Source organism: Pseudohaemophilus paraphrohaemolyticus (assembly GCF_003253115.1).
Taxonomy (GTDB): domain Bacteria; phylum Pseudomonadota; class Gammaproteobacteria; order Enterobacterales; family Pasteurellaceae; genus Haemophilus_A; species Haemophilus_A paraphrohaemolyticus_A.
Map to the genome: position 1 here is coordinate 72,247 of NZ_QEQF01000003.1, position 16,178 is coordinate 88,424.

At 42.4% G+C, this 16,178-nt stretch carries 15 protein-coding genes and 1 riboswitch; of the genes, 5 read left to right on the top strand and 10 right to left on the bottom strand.

Annotated elements, in window-relative coordinates; genetic code table 11:
- Positions 1 to 119: 119 nt before the first annotated feature.
- The 9 genes from zwf to mgsA all read right to left on the bottom strand — a co-directional run bounded on the left by zwf (position 120) and on the right by mgsA (position 9,421).
- Positions 120 to 1,604 carry a glucose-6-phosphate dehydrogenase gene (zwf, locus tag DPV92_RS04470; RefSeq protein WP_111353857.1) on the bottom strand — a complete coding sequence of 495 codons (1,485 nt, stop codon included), beginning with the start codon at positions 1,602 to 1,604 and terminating at the stop codon, positions 120 to 122.
- Between the two features lie 71 nt (positions 1,605 to 1,675).
- Positions 1,676 to 2,506 carry a 3'(2'),5'-bisphosphate nucleotidase CysQ gene (gene cysQ / locus DPV92_RS04475; RefSeq protein ID WP_111353858.1) on the bottom strand — a complete coding sequence of 277 codons (831 nt, stop codon included), beginning with the start codon at positions 2,504 to 2,506 and terminating at the stop codon, positions 1,676 to 1,678.
- An 18-nt stretch (positions 2,507 to 2,524) separates the two neighbouring features.
- Positions 2,525 to 3,076, bottom strand: a complete 552-nt coding sequence (gene nudE, locus DPV92_RS04480; RefSeq protein ID WP_111353859.1) for an ADP compounds hydrolase NudE — start codon at positions 3,074 to 3,076, stop codon at positions 2,525 to 2,527.
- Between the two features lie 124 nt (positions 3,077 to 3,200).
- Complete coding sequence (locus tag DPV92_RS04485; protein WP_111353860.1) at positions 3,201 to 4,178, bottom strand: FecCD family ABC transporter permease; 978 nt, start codon at positions 4,176 to 4,178, stop codon at positions 3,201 to 3,203.
- 34 nt (positions 4,179 to 4,212) lie between these two features.
- Positions 4,213 to 5,604: a ribosome rescue GTPase HflX gene (hflX, locus tag DPV92_RS04490; protein ID WP_455583654.1), complete on the bottom strand. Its 1,392-nt coding sequence runs from the start codon at positions 5,602 to 5,604 to the stop codon at positions 4,213 to 4,215.
- A gap of 4 nt (positions 5,605 to 5,608) precedes the next feature.
- Positions 5,609 to 5,893, bottom strand: a complete 285-nt coding sequence (hfq, locus tag DPV92_RS04495; protein WP_005707732.1) for an RNA chaperone Hfq — start codon at positions 5,891 to 5,893, stop codon at positions 5,609 to 5,611.
- A gap of 133 nt (positions 5,894 to 6,026) precedes the next feature.
- Positions 6,027 to 6,440 carry a hypothetical protein gene (locus DPV92_RS04500; RefSeq protein ID WP_111353862.1) on the bottom strand — a complete coding sequence of 138 codons (414 nt, stop codon included), beginning with the start codon at positions 6,438 to 6,440 and terminating at the stop codon, positions 6,027 to 6,029.
- Positions 6,441 to 6,700: 260 nt separating this feature from the next.
- Complete coding sequence (yccS, locus tag DPV92_RS04505; protein ID WP_111353863.1) at positions 6,701 to 8,941, bottom strand: YccS family putative transporter; 2,241 nt, start codon at positions 8,939 to 8,941, stop codon at positions 6,701 to 6,703.
- A gap of 18 nt (positions 8,942 to 8,959) precedes the next feature.
- A complete protein-coding gene (gene mgsA / locus DPV92_RS04510) occupies positions 8,960 to 9,421 on the bottom strand; it encodes a methylglyoxal synthase (RefSeq protein ID WP_111312857.1) in 462 nt (153 codons plus the stop codon).
- 262 nt (positions 9,422 to 9,683) lie between these two features.
- Between mgsA and thrC the strand changes: the two genes are divergently transcribed.
- Complete coding sequence (gene thrC / locus DPV92_RS04515; RefSeq protein ID WP_111353864.1) at positions 9,684 to 10,958, top strand: threonine synthase; 1,275 nt, start codon at positions 9,684 to 9,686, stop codon at positions 10,956 to 10,958.
- Positions 10,959 to 11,083: 125 nt separating this feature from the next.
- Here the strand turns inward: thrC and DPV92_RS04520 are convergent, their stop codons facing one another.
- Entirely contained in the window at positions 11,084 to 12,070 is a 987-nt protein-coding gene (locus tag DPV92_RS04520; RefSeq protein ID WP_111353865.1) for an amidohydrolase family protein, read from the bottom strand.
- Positions 12,071 to 12,337: 267 nt separating this feature from the next.
- Positions 12,338 to 12,446, top strand: a riboswitch (TPP riboswitch).
- A 40-nt stretch (positions 12,447 to 12,486) separates the two neighbouring features.
- Here DPV92_RS04520 and thiB point away from each other — a divergent pair.
- The 4 genes from thiB (at position 12,487) to folK (ending at position 16,169) form a co-directional block, all read left to right on the top strand.
- Positions 12,487 to 13,482 (top strand): thiamine ABC transporter substrate binding subunit, encoded by a 996-nt coding sequence (thiB, locus tag DPV92_RS04525; protein ID WP_111353866.1) that lies wholly within the window; start codon positions 12,487 to 12,489, stop codon positions 13,480 to 13,482.
- Positions 13,483 to 13,648: 166 nt separating this feature from the next.
- A complete protein-coding gene (gene dksA, locus DPV92_RS04530; RefSeq protein WP_111353867.1) occupies positions 13,649 to 14,095 on the top strand; it encodes an RNA polymerase-binding protein DksA in 447 nt (148 codons plus the stop codon).
- Between the two features lie 62 nt (positions 14,096 to 14,157).
- Positions 14,158 to 15,696, top strand: a complete 1,539-nt coding sequence (gene pcnB, locus DPV92_RS04535) for a polynucleotide adenylyltransferase PcnB (RefSeq protein WP_404810740.1) — start codon at positions 14,158 to 14,160, stop codon at positions 15,694 to 15,696.
- Positions 15,696 to 16,169, top strand: coding sequence for a 2-amino-4-hydroxy-6-hydroxymethyldihydropteridine diphosphokinase (folK, locus tag DPV92_RS04540; RefSeq protein ID WP_040217060.1), 474 nt, complete (start codon positions 15,696 to 15,698; stop codon positions 16,167 to 16,169). Before pcnB ends, folK begins: the two co-directional genes overlap by 1 nt.
- Positions 16,170 to 16,178: the final 9 nt, after the last annotated feature.

Below are 16,178 nucleotides of genomic sequence, written 5' to 3' on the forward strand. Positions count from 1 at the left end.
GATGAAAATTACGTAAGGCAATTTTCATCTGAAAAAAGGGGCTACGATATTAATTTTGTAAAAGAGTGATAAAAATGCATCGCTTACCCCTCCCCCATAAAGGACGAGGGGAAAATTGATTACACTTTTTTCTTCATCATACCTGAAGGCTTACGCCACACTCTGCCGTGTTTAGCGATCAGCTTATCCGCTTCTTTTGGCCCCCAAGCGCCTGCTTCATATTCATACACGCGACCATTTTGGGCTTTATAATCCAAAATAGGCTGCACAAATTTCCAACAAGCGTGCACTGCATCAGTGCGGGCAAATAGGGTGGCATCGCCTTTCATTGCGTCTAACAATAAACGTTCGTAGGCAGTGAGAAGGCTTGGAGAAGCTAAATCAGCATAACGGAAGTCCATTGACACTTCTTTTGCTTCAAAGCCTGCACCTGGTTTTTTCAAACCGAAACGCATTGAGATGCCTTCATCAGGTTGCACGCGAATAATCAATTTATTTTCAGGCGCATTTTGGCTAAACACGGGGTGCGGTGTAGTTTTGAAATGGATAACCACTTCCGTTACGCGGGTTGGTAATCGTTTGCCTGTGCGAACATAAAAAGGAACACCCGCCCAACGCCAGTTATCGATTTCACATTTTAATGCCATAAAAGTTTCCGTGTTGGAATCTTCTGGTACACCTTTCTCTTCCAAATAACCTTTTACCATTTCGCCATCAATTTCTGTGGCAGTGTATTGTCCAAGCACAAGGTTATTTTTCAAATCTTCGTCAGAAAGCGGGTGCAAGCAGTAAAGCACTTTTGCCACTTCATCACGCATTGCATCTGCGTTGATAATCGCTGGCGGCTCCATCGCAATCATGGCAAGCACTTGCAATAAGTGGTTTTGGAACATATCGCGCATGGCACCCGAGCCATCGTAATAGCCACCACGTTCTTCCACGCCAATCGATTCTGCTCCTGTAATTTCCACATAATCAATGTAATTGCGGTTCCAAAGCGGTTCGAATAAGCCGTTTGAGAAGCGCAACACGAGCAAGTTTTGTACAGTTTCTTTGCCTAAATAGTGGTCGATACGGTAGATTTGATGCTCTTCGAAGAAACGGTGAATTTGCACGTCCAACGCTTTTGCCGTTTGGATATCATAGCCGAATGGTTTTTCCACGATAATGCGTTTCCAGCCGAACTCTTCGGTAGTTAAGCCGTGTGCTGCCAAGCATTCTGGGATGACACCATATAAACTTGGTGGGGTTGAAAGATAGTAAAGTGTATTACCAGCACTGCCGTATTTGTCGTGTAAATTATCAAGGCGGGGCAAGAGTTTTACGTAATCTAATGCGTCTGAAGTGTTTACCGCTTGATAATAAAGATGGCTGCAAAATTCATCTAAAGTTTCACCGCTTGCGTTCTCAAATTTAATTAACGCATCGCGCATTTTTTCGCGGAATTGTTCATCGCTAAACTCCGTACGAGCCACACCTAATACGGAAAAATGCTCGCCTAGTCTGCCGACTTTATGTAAGTTATAAAGTGCAGGGATGAGCTTACGGAAGGTTAAATCCCCCGATGCCCCAAAAATAACAATACAACAATTTTCTACGTTCATATTTTGTCCTAATGTTCTTATATTTTATAAATTTTACAATAATGCAACATTTCAAATCGTTTTGCTAATCGCTACGACTTATTAAATTGAAAGATAGTCTGCCAATCGCGCGTTTTATCACGAACCATAATGAAATAAGGGTTAATCAGGGTTTCTCGTTCGTTGTAGCTGAGAGGATTAAAATGCAAATCAAAAATCTCGCCACCCAACTCACTTAATAAAATTTCAGATGCTGCCGTGTCCCACTCCCCCGTATCGCCAAAACGAATATAGCAATCGGTGATATTTTCTGCTACCAAGCCTGATTTCAAGCTACTTGATCCATATTCCATAAAGGTGGCTTGATAAGGTGGAATAAGATTATCTTCGATATGTTCTGGGTGCACAAATCCAATCGCGATATGTAAATTGTGTTCGCCGTGATCGGCTTGTTTGATGGTGTGAAGCGGTTGAATTTCGCCCTCTTTTTGCACAAAGCATCCGTGATGCTGCATTGCGAAATAGGTTTTTTCAATAATAGGGGCGTGAATTACGCCAAGCACTGGACGATTTTTCTGCTCTTGTTTTTGAATGAGGGCTATTATCACCGCAAATTGATCAGTACGATTGATAAATTGTTGCGTGCCATCGAGCGGGTCGATAATCCAATATTCATCCCATTTTTGACGCTGTTCAAAGGCTATATCGCAATTTTCTTCCGAAAGCACAGGCACATCTGGCGTAAGCTGTTTTAACTGTTCCGTGATAAATTGGCTCAAAAAAAGATCCGCCTCGGTGACAGGCGTTTTGTCCGATTTAATATGCACCTCCACCGATTTCGCATAAAAATCTTTGAGATGATTGCCTGCTTGTTGAGCAATTTGCACGATTTTATCCAGCAAGTATTGATTAAGTGTTTGCATAGTTCCGTCCTTTTTTCTCTATTTTTCCGTATTCTTATTTAAATATGCTTTTAATAAAAAGAGGGCGGATAAATTTCTGGCTTCGGCAAAATCGGGAGAGGCGAGTAATTCGTCGATTTTCGCCAACGGATAATAAACCAGCTCAAGCGGTTCAGGCTCATCGCCCTCAAGTTTGGATGGGTAAAGGTCTTCTGCCACAAAAACGTGCATTAAGCCAAACATATGACTTGGACTGCTGTATAAACTCCGCAACGGCTCAATTTTACGTGCACCAAAACCAATCTCTTCTTGCAATTCTCGGTTGGCACTTTCAATCGGTTCTTCGCCCGCATCTACAATTCCTTTCGGAAAGGTGAGTTCATAACGCTCAGATCCCACCGCATATTCTCGCACGAAAATCAAATTGCCCTCGTGAATTGGCAACACCATCACCGAAGAGCGGCGTTGTGGCATAAGGCGCTCATATGTACGCTCTTCACCATTAGAAAAGCGTAAATCGACCGCTTGCACTTCAAAAATCGCGGTTTTTGCAATCACAGAAACAAATTTAATTTCGGGCAGTCTTTTCATCTTATTCTAAAAAATGCGTTATTTTGACTTCAACATTGTAGCAACTGTGTTTCTTAAAGCAACCTAAAATCCTGTTAATTGCAAACAAGCATACAAGCGGTCAAATTTGGCCATATTTTTACAATTAGCGTGCAAGTTTTCTTTGCTCTGTCAGTAAAATCCAAATCAAACACGGTGCACCGATAATCGCCGTGAGCGTGCCGATGTAGATGTGTGAAAAAAGCGGGATATATTGCACGCAGAGATCTGCCACGAGCAGCAATAATGCGCCAAGCAAACCGCTGGTAAGGTAAAGTTGCGATGGGCGTTGTTTCAACAAAATGCGGGCAAAATGCGGGGCTATTAAGCCGATAAAACCTATCGTGCCTGTTTGCGGAATGGTCGCACCGACCAATAAAGCAACGCCAAATGTGGTGATAAAAAAGCTGCGTTTAGGGTCGATGCCCATAGTCGAGGCGGTTTCTTCGCCGAAGGTGAGTAAGTCGATGTAGCGGCGTTCTCGGTATAAACAAACTAAGCCGAGCAACACAATCGGCAAGGAAATCAAGAGCGTGTCGATCTTCGCCCACACGAGCGAGCCTTGCAACCAGCGGTAAAGTTCTGCTAACGCCCACGGGCTTTTAGCGTTGGAAAGTAGCAAAGCTATCGCTGCCGAAAGCAACATATTTACCGCCAATCCGCTCAAGATCATTGCTGTTGTGCCATGATTCTTAGCAATCAAATAAACAATCAAAAAGCTCAATAACGCCCCAGCAATACCGCCGAAAAGTAGCACGGTAAAAGGTGCAGAGAAATAATAGAGAATCATCACGCTCGCGGTGGTTGCCCCTGAACTGCTTCCAAGTAACCCAGGACTTGCCAGCGGATTTTGGAAAATCCCTTGCATCGCATTGCCCGCCAACGCAAGGCTTCCCCCCGTGAGGATAGCTAAGCCAATACGTGGCAGGCGAATATCAAGCAGCACTAGCGAACGCATATCGGTAAGAATGCCATCCGCGTTTTTGAGTGCAATGAAGCTATCAAGTTGATGGTAAACCGCAAAGCCAATAATTAGCAGCAAAAGCGAAAAAAGAGCGGTGTTGAGTTTTTGTGTTTGGGTCATTTTTAATGATGGAAACTAATCTTGGAGGTCTATTTTACTCCCACTGTGCCAACTCCACACATTCTATCAACTCAGGATATTGTTTCGCCCATTTATTCCACTGCACTTTATCGATCTCAATATCGATAATGCGATCTCCAAACTCATTGAAATGCTCGGCTTTAATGCCATTTTGTTGTTTGAAAAGCGTGTAAAGATTGCCTATAGTTGGCGGAAGAAGCAGCGTTTCTTGTACTAATTCGTTGCGTAACCGTTCGCAGATTGCTTCCAAAAGCAGATCGATACCGTCGCCAGATTGAGCAGAAAGGTAAACCGCCGTTACTTTTCCTTCATCATCACGTTCGACAAAAGGTTGAATGTCATCTAGTTTATCTACTTTGTTATAAACCAAGAGAGTCGGAATATCCGCAGCACCAATCTCTTCCAATACTTGATTTACCGCTTGGATATTCTCATTTTTGCGTTCATCTGCAACATCAATCACGTGCAATAAGAGGCTAGCTTCAACTGTTTCTTGCAAGGTAGATTTAAATGCAGAGACCAAATCGTGTGGCAAAAAGCGAATAAAACCTACGGTATCAGCAAGAATAGTTGTGCCCACATCTTGAATTTGCATTCTTCTTAGCGTTGGATCAAGTGTTGCAAAAAGCTGATCAGCAGCATAAACGCCGGCTTGGGTAATCGCATTAAACAAGCTAGATTTTCCTGCATTGGTATAGCCCACAAGCGAGATGGTCGGAATATCTGCTTTCTGGCGAGTTTTGCGATTTTGCTCGCGTTGCTTGCTCACTTTCGCCAAACGATTTTGCAGCTGCTGAATGCGTACTTTAATCAAACGGCGATCGGTTTCCAGTTGTGTTTCCCCAGGTCCACGCAAGCCAACAGCACCACCTTTCTGCTGGTCTTGATTGCCCAAACGACGCACTAAGCGAGTAGCAAGATGTTTAAGCTGAGCCAATTCCACCTGCAATTTCCCTTCGTGGCTACGAGCACGCTGAGCGAAAATATCTAAAATCAAGCCTGTTCGGTCTACCACGCGACAATTGCAGAGAGACTGCAAATTCCGTGTTTGTGAAGGGCTTAATTCGTGATTAACCAGCACGAGGGTTGCTCCTAAATCTTCGACCGCTTGTTTAATCTCTTCCGCCTTGCCTTTACCGACAAAATAGGTAATATGCGGGCTAGAACGAGAAGTGGTTAGCGTGCTTAAAATTTCTACGCCTGCCGATTCAGCAAGAGTGTGAAATTCAACCAGATTTTCGGTGTCTTTTTGTTGGGAAAGATAGAGATGAACCAAAATTGCTTTATCAGCTTGATGCGACTGTTCAAGAGATGAATTTTTTTGGTCTTTAGAAAAAGAGAAACCAAGCGGCTGATTTTCATCATCACTTGGTAAATCATTTTGAGTAAGATTTGAAGTGTTAATAATCTTATTCCGTTACGTTTTCAACAATTTCAACGGTTTGTGTCACTTGCACTGGAGCGTGTGAATTGTGGTTATTGCCGTGAGAAATCGCTCGAGCAGGCACCACAGTTGAAATCGCGTGTTTGTAAACCATTTGGCTTACCGTGTTTTTCAATAAAATAACGAATTGGTCGAATGATTCGATCTGTCCTTGTAGTTTGATTCCATTAACTAAATAAATTGAAACTGGAATACGTTCACGACGTAGTGCATTTAAGTAAGGGTCTTGTAATGATTGACCTTTTGCCATATTCATTTCCTCTTTGCTTTTTATTGTTATGTGGAATTCCATTTTTTCGAGCGTAGAACATCAAATTCTACGCTTGAAATATTATCACGTTTCGATTTGGTTCGCTATCATTTTCAGAGTCCGATGAGTTGCGTCAAATCTCAAACTTCCCCCTCATACTCCCCATCGCTACTCTTGCAAAGAAAATCGCAAAGAGGAAATCGCCAAAGCCGTAACTCGCGAAAAAGCAGAAATAGACCATCGATTGCCCTGCTAGCACATCCAGTTTTTCTGGTGTAGTCAGCAACCAATGTAGCCAAGTACCGAAATAAACCAATTTTCCTACGCAGAAAATCCAAAGTAACACAGGCACTTGCCAGAAACGTTTAGCGACCGACCAATACGCCAATCCCCAAAGCAAAATCAAAATTTGCCCGAGCCACGAGAAAACAATCGGATCGTTATCCATTAAAGTCGTATCAGTAAAAAATTGGGTAAAGCCTAAAACACCAATAAAGTTATAAAGCCCCGCTAAAAAGAAACCTTCTCTTGCACTCTTGAGTTGCACGTTTTTCCTCCTTTTTTCTTTTATTATACAAAAAAAGTGTGATGAAATTCACCGCACTTTTTCTCAATTCTAGGCTTATTATGCCACTTTCACTAAAATCTTGCCCGCTTGTGGTTGGAGAATTTCTTTTTCTTCGATAAATAGCTCTTTATTGAGCATGATTATACGTGGCTTTTTTGACTGAAAAATCAATAAAATGGGAATAAACTATTCTGAAAAGCAGAATAAAAAATGGCTAGAAAATCTAGCCATTAGCATATTTATTCTTCTGTTTCTCTTTCCAATTCGCCTAGTGCATTCTCTTGCATTAAATGCTGTAATTGTGGAAGGAGTTGTACTATCAGGCGTAATTGTTGGATGAGCACTAAACTCAATTCGTCTTGTTTTTCGTGGTGGGTTTGCTCAAATTGGGCAAGATCGCTATCAATAGCGGTCAAATTTGCTTCCAATTTTGCAGGAGATCGTTTGCCCTCTGCCATTTGCTCGATGATAGTTGCGACTTCTCGCCCGTGTGAGAAGAAAATCGCGGAAAAATCCACCTGTTGATTCAGCATTGGGCTGGCTATGCGATAGGCACCCAGTGCAGAAATATAGCCAAGCAAAGTATAATTTATACCTAGTAAATTCGGGGCAACTGCTGAAATTGCTTGGTATTTTTTCGGTTCGCTGTCTAGGTTTGACACCGCAGAACTCAAAGCAGAAATGTAGTTGTGCACTTCGCGACGAGCGGTGCGGTATGGCAACTGTTCGTTATAGCCAAACTGCAGCTGTGCGATGATGTGGCGTAGGTAGTTACTGCTTGCCAGCACGGTCGATTTCAAGTTCTGTTTGAGGTTGATGTACTTCCAATCGGGGAAAATAAAAGAGACGGCAAACCACGCAATCGACGTGCCAACCAACGTATCAATCACCCGCGGTAAAATGCCCTCATCTGCACCAATGCCAATAATATCAAGGCTTACTAACACCAACAGCGTAATGTAGAAGGTTGAGAAACTGTAATGACGGAAACGGAAATAGGTGTAAAGGCTGGCGGTAATCACAATCAAGCCCAGCTCGGCTTCCAACGTGGAAGTGAGGTAATATTCCCGCAACAGCATCCCAACCAACACGCCTAAGATAGTGCCGATAACCCGCTGTCCTAAGCGTTTTTTGGTGGCGGAATAGTTTGGTTGGCAGACAAAAATCGCCGTGAGTAGCACCCAGTAGCCTTTGCCGTCTAGATGGAAAATCGGCACAATAGCACTACACAAGCCCACCACTACAGACAAGCGAATGGCGTGGCGAAAGAGTTGTGATGAGAGGTTGCAGTGGCTCTGAATGGTTTGCCACATATTGCGAAAACCTGACACATTTTCTGCCAACAAGCGGTTAGAAAGGTGCTGCGATTTGCTAGATGCAAATTTATTGTTCATTTTAACCGCTTGTTCCATGCCCTCTTCTTGTTCGCTTTGGCTGTGCTCAATCTGGCAAAGTTGGCTTTCAATATTGCGTAAATTTTCCGCAATCGACTGCCAGCGATACGCACTTTTTAACCCCTGTTCTTGATGATAATTGAGAGAATTAAATAAGCCTTGCATTGCTTTTTCCCCGCGAGAGCTATGCTGATAACGTTCCGCATAACGCAACGCCACCGCGACTTTTTGGCACGCCATAGCTTGCAGCTCCAAGACACGTTGGAAGCGAAAAATCAAATCGCTATTTTTAAGCTGTTGGAAGAATTCGTGATATTGATAATGGCTTGAACTGGCTCGTTCCAGAATATCTTGGGCGGTGTAGTAATAACGCAACATTTTTTGCGTCCGAGTTTGGCGATTATGGCGACGCAAGCGATAGAAGAGCGACACGCGAGTTTGTTCAAATGCCTGAATAACTTCACTATTCGTGCGTGCTAAAGCACGCTGCTTAGCTACTACATCGTCATCATCGGGATCAAAATAGGCAGCTTTCGCTTGTAAATATCTGCCCAATGCCTCGTAAGATTTCGCCAAATTCTCTTGTACCGTGCGGTTTGGAAAGACGATATACACTAACATTGCAACCAAACCATAAAGCAACGCCCCCGCTAAAATCAGCAATGTATTGGTGTACCAAGTAGTTTCGGGCATGTAGGTAAGCGAGGCATAAACAGATACAACGAGCGTACCAAAAGCGATGGTGCTATAACGCTGCCCAATGCTGCCGAGCATGACCAAAATAAAGGTGCTGAGCACCGCAAGCGGTACAAAAAGCCAGCCAAATTCCAAAGAAAGCGTTGCCCCTGCGGATGAAATCGCAAAGGCAATCAGGGTAATGATAAGGTTTTTAAATCGCCCAGAAAGGTTGTTGTCTAAATCTACCAAACCGCCTGCAATAATGCCCAAAATCAATGGCATACTGTGCTCAGAAATATTAAGCAACCAGATACCAATAGCGGCAAGGTTGGTGGTAATAAAAATTGGCAAAGTGCTCAACACGTGAGCACTCAACCAATGAGATGGCATTTTTGTTGCAATTTTCATTGTTTAATTTTTAGTCCATTAATGCTGTAAACGTTCCGTCAAATAGCGATCGTAATCAGGCACTTCAATCTCTACTTCGTGGTTAAAACAGCTAGAGTGTAATAAGAAATCAGCGGTTGCTTCATTGATTGCTACGGGAATATTCCAGACAGTCGCAATACGCATTAAGGCTTTTACATCAGGATCGTGAGGAGCAGCATTCATCGGATCCCAGAAGAAAATCATCAAGTCGATTTTTTTTTCGGCAATCAATCCTCCCAGCTGTTGATCTCCGCCCATTGGACCGCTCAATAAAGCGTGAATTTCCAAGCCTGTTTCACGAGAAAGTAAATTGCCCGTTGTACCAGTGGCGTATAAAGTATGCGGCTTCAAGGCTTCAGCGTGTTTTTTTGTCCACGCCAGTAAGCTCTGTTTGCAGCTGTCGTGTGCCACTAAGGCAATACGTTTGTGTAATTCAATTTTGCGAGTGGTTTTGTACATTTTTTTCTCCTTTTGGCTTTTTTGCAAGATGGCAAAATCATACCCCTATTTAGAAAAGGTTAGCAAGCCCAAAGCCAAGAATGGGGAATAATTCCTGCAATTTGCAAAAAATTTTAAGATCTGACTGCTTGCGATTGACTAAGCTCGCATAATAGTTAAAAATCCAGATAGTTTGTAGCAACAATGTTGCTCTTTAATCTATTTGGGCGGGAATAAACCCCACCCCTACGCATAACTCCATAAATAATAAAGGATCTCCCGAATGAATTTATACAACATCAAACACCCAGAAGAACAAGTGAATTTCGCGCAAGGAGTGCGTCAAGGTTTAGGTAAAGATCAGGGGCTTTTCTTCCCTGAAGTCTTGCCAAAATTTGATGATATTGATGCACTTTTAGCCCTACCATTAGTTGAACGTAGCCAAAAAATCTTAGGTGCGTTAATTGGTGATGAATTACCAAAAGAAACGCTAGACAAAATGGTAGAGAATGCGTTTACTTTCCCTGCACCACTTGCTTATGTGAATGATGATATTTATGCGTTAGAGCTTTTCCACGGTCCAACGCTCGCATTTAAAGATTTCGGCGGTCGCTTTATGGCACAAGCCTTAAGTGCCGTGCGTGGTGAGGGCAAAATTACCATTTTAACCGCAACTTCTGGCGACACAGGTGCGGCAGTGGCACACGCTTTCTATGGTTTAGAGAACATCAATGTGGTGATTTTGTATCCAAAAGGCAAAATCAGCCCGCTTCAAGAAAAATTATTCTGTACCCTTGGCGGCAATATCCGTACTGTAGCGATTGAGTCTGACTTTGATGCTTGCCAAGCGTTAGTAAAACAAGCCTTTGATGATGCAGAACTTCGCCAAGCGATTGGCTTAAACTCAGCAAACTCAATTAATATCAGCCGCCTGCTTGCTCAAGTGTGCTACTACTTTGAAGCCGTGGCACAATTACCGAAAGAAAAACGTTCAGAAGTGGTTGTTTCTGTGCCAAGTGGCAACTTCGGCAACTTAACCGCAGGTTTAATTGCAAAAACTTTAGGTTTGCCAATCAAGCGTTTCATCGCTTCAACCAATGCAAATGACACCGTTCCACGCTACTTAAAATCAGGCAAATGGGAGCCGAATACAACGGTGGCAACTCTTTCAAATGCAATGGATGTGAGCCGTCCAAACAACTGGCCACGTGTGGAAGAACTTTTCAAACGCAATGGCTGGCGCTTGTCTGATTTAGGTTCAGATGCGTTAAACGATGCAGAAACCGAAGCCGCATTAAAAGCACAATATGCAGAAGGCTACCTCTGCGAACCACATGGTGCTATCGCTTACCAAGTGTTGCAAGACCAACTCCAAGCAGGCGAAACAGGTATTTTCCTCTGTACCGCTCATCCAGCAAAATTTAAAGAGTCGGTAGAACGCATTTTAGACATTGAGTTACCATTGCCAGAAGCATTGGATAAACACAATAAAATGGAATTGTTATCCGACACAATGCCAGCAGATTTCGCCACATTGCGTGAATATTTGTTGAAATAGTTTGGTAGATTTTTGAGAGAAAAAGACCGCTTGCAACATAAGCTACAAGCGGTCTTTTTATGAGATTTGTTTGCTACTTTAGAAAAGCTGCCCGTTTAAGTACAGTTACTGCCCCAAATATCTAATTAGAGTAACCCCAACACCTTACGTCCATTAATTGACGCAATATTCGACATCTCTTCAAGGTTGGTAAAGCGACAGCCTGCCGAAAGGAGACTGAGTTCTTGCCACATATCGCCCTCACAAAGTGGCACCATATAGTCACAGATATTATCTGTGCCAATTGCAACGGTAATGCCTTCAGGAATCAGCTCATCGGCTGGCGTTAAGGCGTTGTGGAAAGGTTGTAAGTCTTCTTTACGACCACTGTCGATCCACGCCATTGGGCAAGCAATCACCATCATTTGGCTATCACGCATTTTTTGGTACAGCATTTTGCGGTATTCTTTTGGGTGTGCACCGATTGAAATCCCGTGAATTGCCACCACGCGACCTTGCATTCCGTGTTCAATCGCTTTATCGCAAAGTTGCTCTGTCTCTTTCTCTTTTGGTGTGTTAAATTGGTCTACGTGTACATGTAGCATTTTGCCGAGCGATTTTGCTTTATCCATCAAAATATCCATCGCTTCTAAACCTTTGCCGTAATCCAATTCATCGCGATAAGGTAAGCCGCCAATCATATCCACCATTTCCGAACCAATATCGAACCATTTCTTCGCGGTTGGCTCAATCACGCCTTTTAAAGTTTGGTTGGCGAATTTCAAAATAATGTCGCTTTTATACACTTCGCGCGCTTTGTGAGCAGCGATAATCGCACGATCTTCACATACGCCATCAATATCTACGAAAGTACCGAATGCGGTTACCCCTTGAGAAATCATCAGCTCAATGGCTTGCGAGAAACGGCGGTAATAGTCGTCTACGCTGGATTGACGTTTTATTTCATCCACCAAGTCCCATTTTTGTTGTAGGTTAGCATTTTGATAGATGGTAATTTTTTCTGGAGTCATCGTGAATGCACGGTCAGCATGAGCGTGAGAGTTTACCCAACCGCCTTTTTTGATGATTTCATCACGAATATGACCTTTCAGTGTGCGAATTAATTGGCTCATGTTTGCTATCCTTTATATAAATTTCAGGCGAAAAAAAACCGCTTGTGAAAAAGCGATTTGATCAAATTAGGGAGAAATGAATAAAAAAACAGCTACGCCTCGAAGAACGATGCGTAGCTGAAAAAATAATGTATAAGGAGTTAATATATGAAGATTCATTTCTAGTTTCTACGTTTAAAACTAGGGGCGTAGTATAGCGATGTTTTTTGCAAAAAGCAAACGATTGCAAGCGGTTGAATTTCTCTCTTTTTTTGCATAGAATTCGTTCTGTTCTCATCGGAGTGCAAGGATTAACAATCTATGCTGAGAGGCGTAAGCCAATCCGTAGAACCTGAACTGAATAATTTCAGCGTAGGGATTTGAGACGAGTGTTCGACTTAAATCCTTTGATTTAAAATTTAAACAAAGGAAAAATTATGAAAACTGTATCTTTTACTTTATCTGTCATTGGCTTAGCCGTTGCTACTTCTGCTTTTGCTACTGAAAAACCTGTACTCAATGTTTACACTTATGATTCGTTCGCTTCAAAATATGGCCCTGCTTCGCAATTAGAAGCCAATTTTGAAAAAGTGTGTCACTGCGATCTGCGTTTTTTACCATTTGATAATGGTGTAACAATGTTGAATCGTGTTCGTTTAGAAGGTAAAAAAACAAAAGCTGATGTTGTGGTTGGCATTGATAATTTTACTCAAGCTGAAGCAGAAAAAAGCGGGTTGTTTGCGGAAAATGAATTAACCTTGCAAGATACTGCACTACCGATTACTTGGCAAAGCCATACTTTTTACCCATATGACTACAGCGAATACGCGTTCATTTATAATAAAGAGAAATTAGCAAATCCACCGAAATCGTTAAAAGAGTTATTTGAACGCCAAAATTTACGTGTGATTTATCAAGACCCTCGCACCAGCACGGTAGGGCGCGGCTTGTTAGTCTGGGCAAACCAAGTGCTTGCCTCCGAAGGCAAGATGAGCAAATGGTGGGAAAGCTTAGCGAAACACACCGTAACCGTCGGTAAAGGCTGGTCTGAAACTTATGGCGCTTATTTAAAAGGCGAGGCGGATATGGTGTTGAGCTACACTACTTCACCGCTTTATCATCAATGGTATGAAAATGATGATAAAAATGTGGCAGCCATTTTTGAAGAAGGGCATTTGATGCAAGTCGAGCTTGCCGCGATTTTAAAAAGCAGCCAACAAAAACCACTTGCTCAGCAATTCTTGCGTTTCTTACACGAGCCTGAATCGCAAAAAATTATCGCAAAATCGAATATTATGAAGCCTGTTGTAGCAGGTGAGATTGATCCGCTTTTGACCTCTTTGCCGAAAATTAAAGTGTTAGATGCTCAACAACCAAACGCTGATTTAGTACGCCAATGGCTGGCTGATTGGCAAAAAGCGGTGAGTAAATAGACAAAATAAAAACAGAAAGGAATGCTGTTTTTTTTTGCAAAAAGATTTGCCAAACGTATTAACTTCTGTTATCAATAGCGTCCTTAAAAATCCCTATAATTTTTTCTACCCCTTTTTTACTACTTTTAAGGTAGGTGAGGGGCAACTTAACCAACAGGAGTATAATATGGCAGTGGGCAATACCACGTCTTTAAGTTTATTATCTCTCGCAGGGGTAAAACCTTACGAACTGAAAAAGAATGAAGAATATATGAATGATGCTCAAAAAGAGCACTTCACTAAAATTCTGAAAGCGTGGCATTCTCAAATCATGGATGAAGCCGCTCGCACGAAAAACCAAATGCAGGAAGATGTGACTAACTTCGCAGACCCTGCAGACCGTGCAACTCAGGAAGAAGAGTTTAGTTTAGAATTACGCAACCGTGATCGTGAGCGTAAATTATTGAAAAAAATTGAACAAACTTTACACAAGATTTCTGATGATGATTACGGTTATTGTGAAACCTGTGGCGTAGAAATCGGCTTAAAACGCCTTGAAGCACGCCCAACTGCGGATTTATGTATTGACTGTAAAACCCTTGCTGAAATCCGTGAAAAACAACTTGGTTTATAAGATAAACAACGGAGAATGGTCGCATTCTCCGTTATTACTTTTAGCCTAATTTAAAGAGGTGAATTATTTTTAATTACATTAAATCATTTTTTTCTCGTCCTAAAAAAGCAAAAAAATCGGCAGAAGAGATCGCTATTTATACAGAGAAAAAAACTGATAATCGCCCAACGCGTTCTGCTGTTGAGCTAAAACGAACAGAACGAGCGACATCGAAAGGCAAAAAAGCCCAAGATGGCGTACCCTCCCATATTTTGCATAAAAAACATACCACCCACGCTGGGCAATATGACATTAGCCCGAAAGATTTCCCAAAAAATGCGTTATCCATTGTTGAAAAACTACACCGTGCAGGCTATGAAGCCTATATTGTAGGCGGTTGCGTTCGCGATTTATTGCTCGGTAAAAAACCAAAAGATTTTGATATTTCAACCAATGCTCGCCCTGAAGAGGTGCAGAAAATTTTTGGACGCCAATGTCGCTTAGTGGGACGCCGTTTCCGCTTAGCACATATTATGTATGGCCGCGAAATTTTTGAAGTTGCCACTTTCCGTGCGGGTCATGAAAATCACACTAACGATAAAATCTCTAAAGTCAGTGATGAAGGAATGCTGTTGCGAGATAACGTTTACGGCACATTGTTTGAAGATGCAGGGCGTCGAGATTTCTCCGTCAATGCGTTCTATTACGATCCTCGCCACAATTTAATTTACGATTTCTTCAACGGGATTGAAGATCTGCGTGCAGGTAAATTGCGTTTATTAGGTGCTCCAACACAACGTTATCAAGAAGATCCTGTGCGAATGTTGCGTGCAATTCGCTTTATGGCGAAATTGGATATGTTCTTGGACAAAGAGACCGAAGCACCAATCAAAACTCTTGCACCGTTGTTAGGCAACATTCCAGCTGCACGGCTCTTCGATGAGTCATTGAAACTCTTGCAATCGGGAGCGGGTTTTAAAACATACGAATTGTTGCGTGAGTATCATTTATTTGAGCAACTTTTCCCTGTGCTCACGCCGTTTTTCACCGAGCATCAAGACTCAAATGCGGAGCAAATGATCAAGCGAGCCTTGATGTCTACCGATGACCGCATTCGCGATAAATTGCCGGTGAACCCCGCATTTTTATTTGCAGCGTTATTCTGGTATCCATTGCGTGAAAAAATTGATGAGTTGAAAAATGAAGGCGGATTAAACACGCACGATTCAATGATGCTTGCAGCAAATGAAATTTTAGACGAAAGCTGTAAAGCCGTGGCGTTGCATCGCCGTCATACGGGCATTATCCGCGAGATTTGGGCGTTACAATTCCAAATGACTAAACGCACCGCAAAACGTGCTCTGCAAACTTTGGAAGTACAAAAATTCCGTGCGGGTTTTGATTTACTCGTGATGCGTGCCGAAACCGAAGGTGGCGATCTAGTTGAGCTTTCTGCTTGGTGGCATGAGTTCCAATTCAGTAACGATAAACAACGTCATGAAATGTTGCAAGCGGTGAAAAAATTACCGAATTTTGCGAACGAAGAGGCCAAGAAAAAACGCCGTCACAAAACATTTCGTCGTAAAAAACCTGCGAATAAAAAAGCGGAGGTAAATGCCTAATGAAAACCGTTTATGTTGCCTTAGGTTCGAACCTGAACGATCCGCTTAATCAACTTAAACAAGCGGTGCAATCGTTGCAAGCATTTGCAATTAACTTTGAAGTCAGCCCATTTTACGGCTCAAAACCTGTTGGCCCGCAAGATCAGCCTGATTATGTGAATGCGGTCGCAAAATTTGAGACAAATCTGACTGCTCTTGAATTATTGGACAAGCTACAACATATAGAGAATTCGCAAGGGCGTGTCCGACTTCGTCGCTGGGGCGAACGCACGCTAGATTTAGATCTCATTTTATATAGTGATGAACAGATTCAAAATGAGCGTTTAACCGTACCACATATTGAAATGCAAAACCGCGAATTTGTGATCGTGCCAATGTATGATCTTTCGCCAGATTTAGTGCTCCCAAGCGGTCAAAAATTGGCAGAAATTTACCAACGGTTTAAAGATCATCAAATGGTGGTTTTTGAATAATAAAAAATG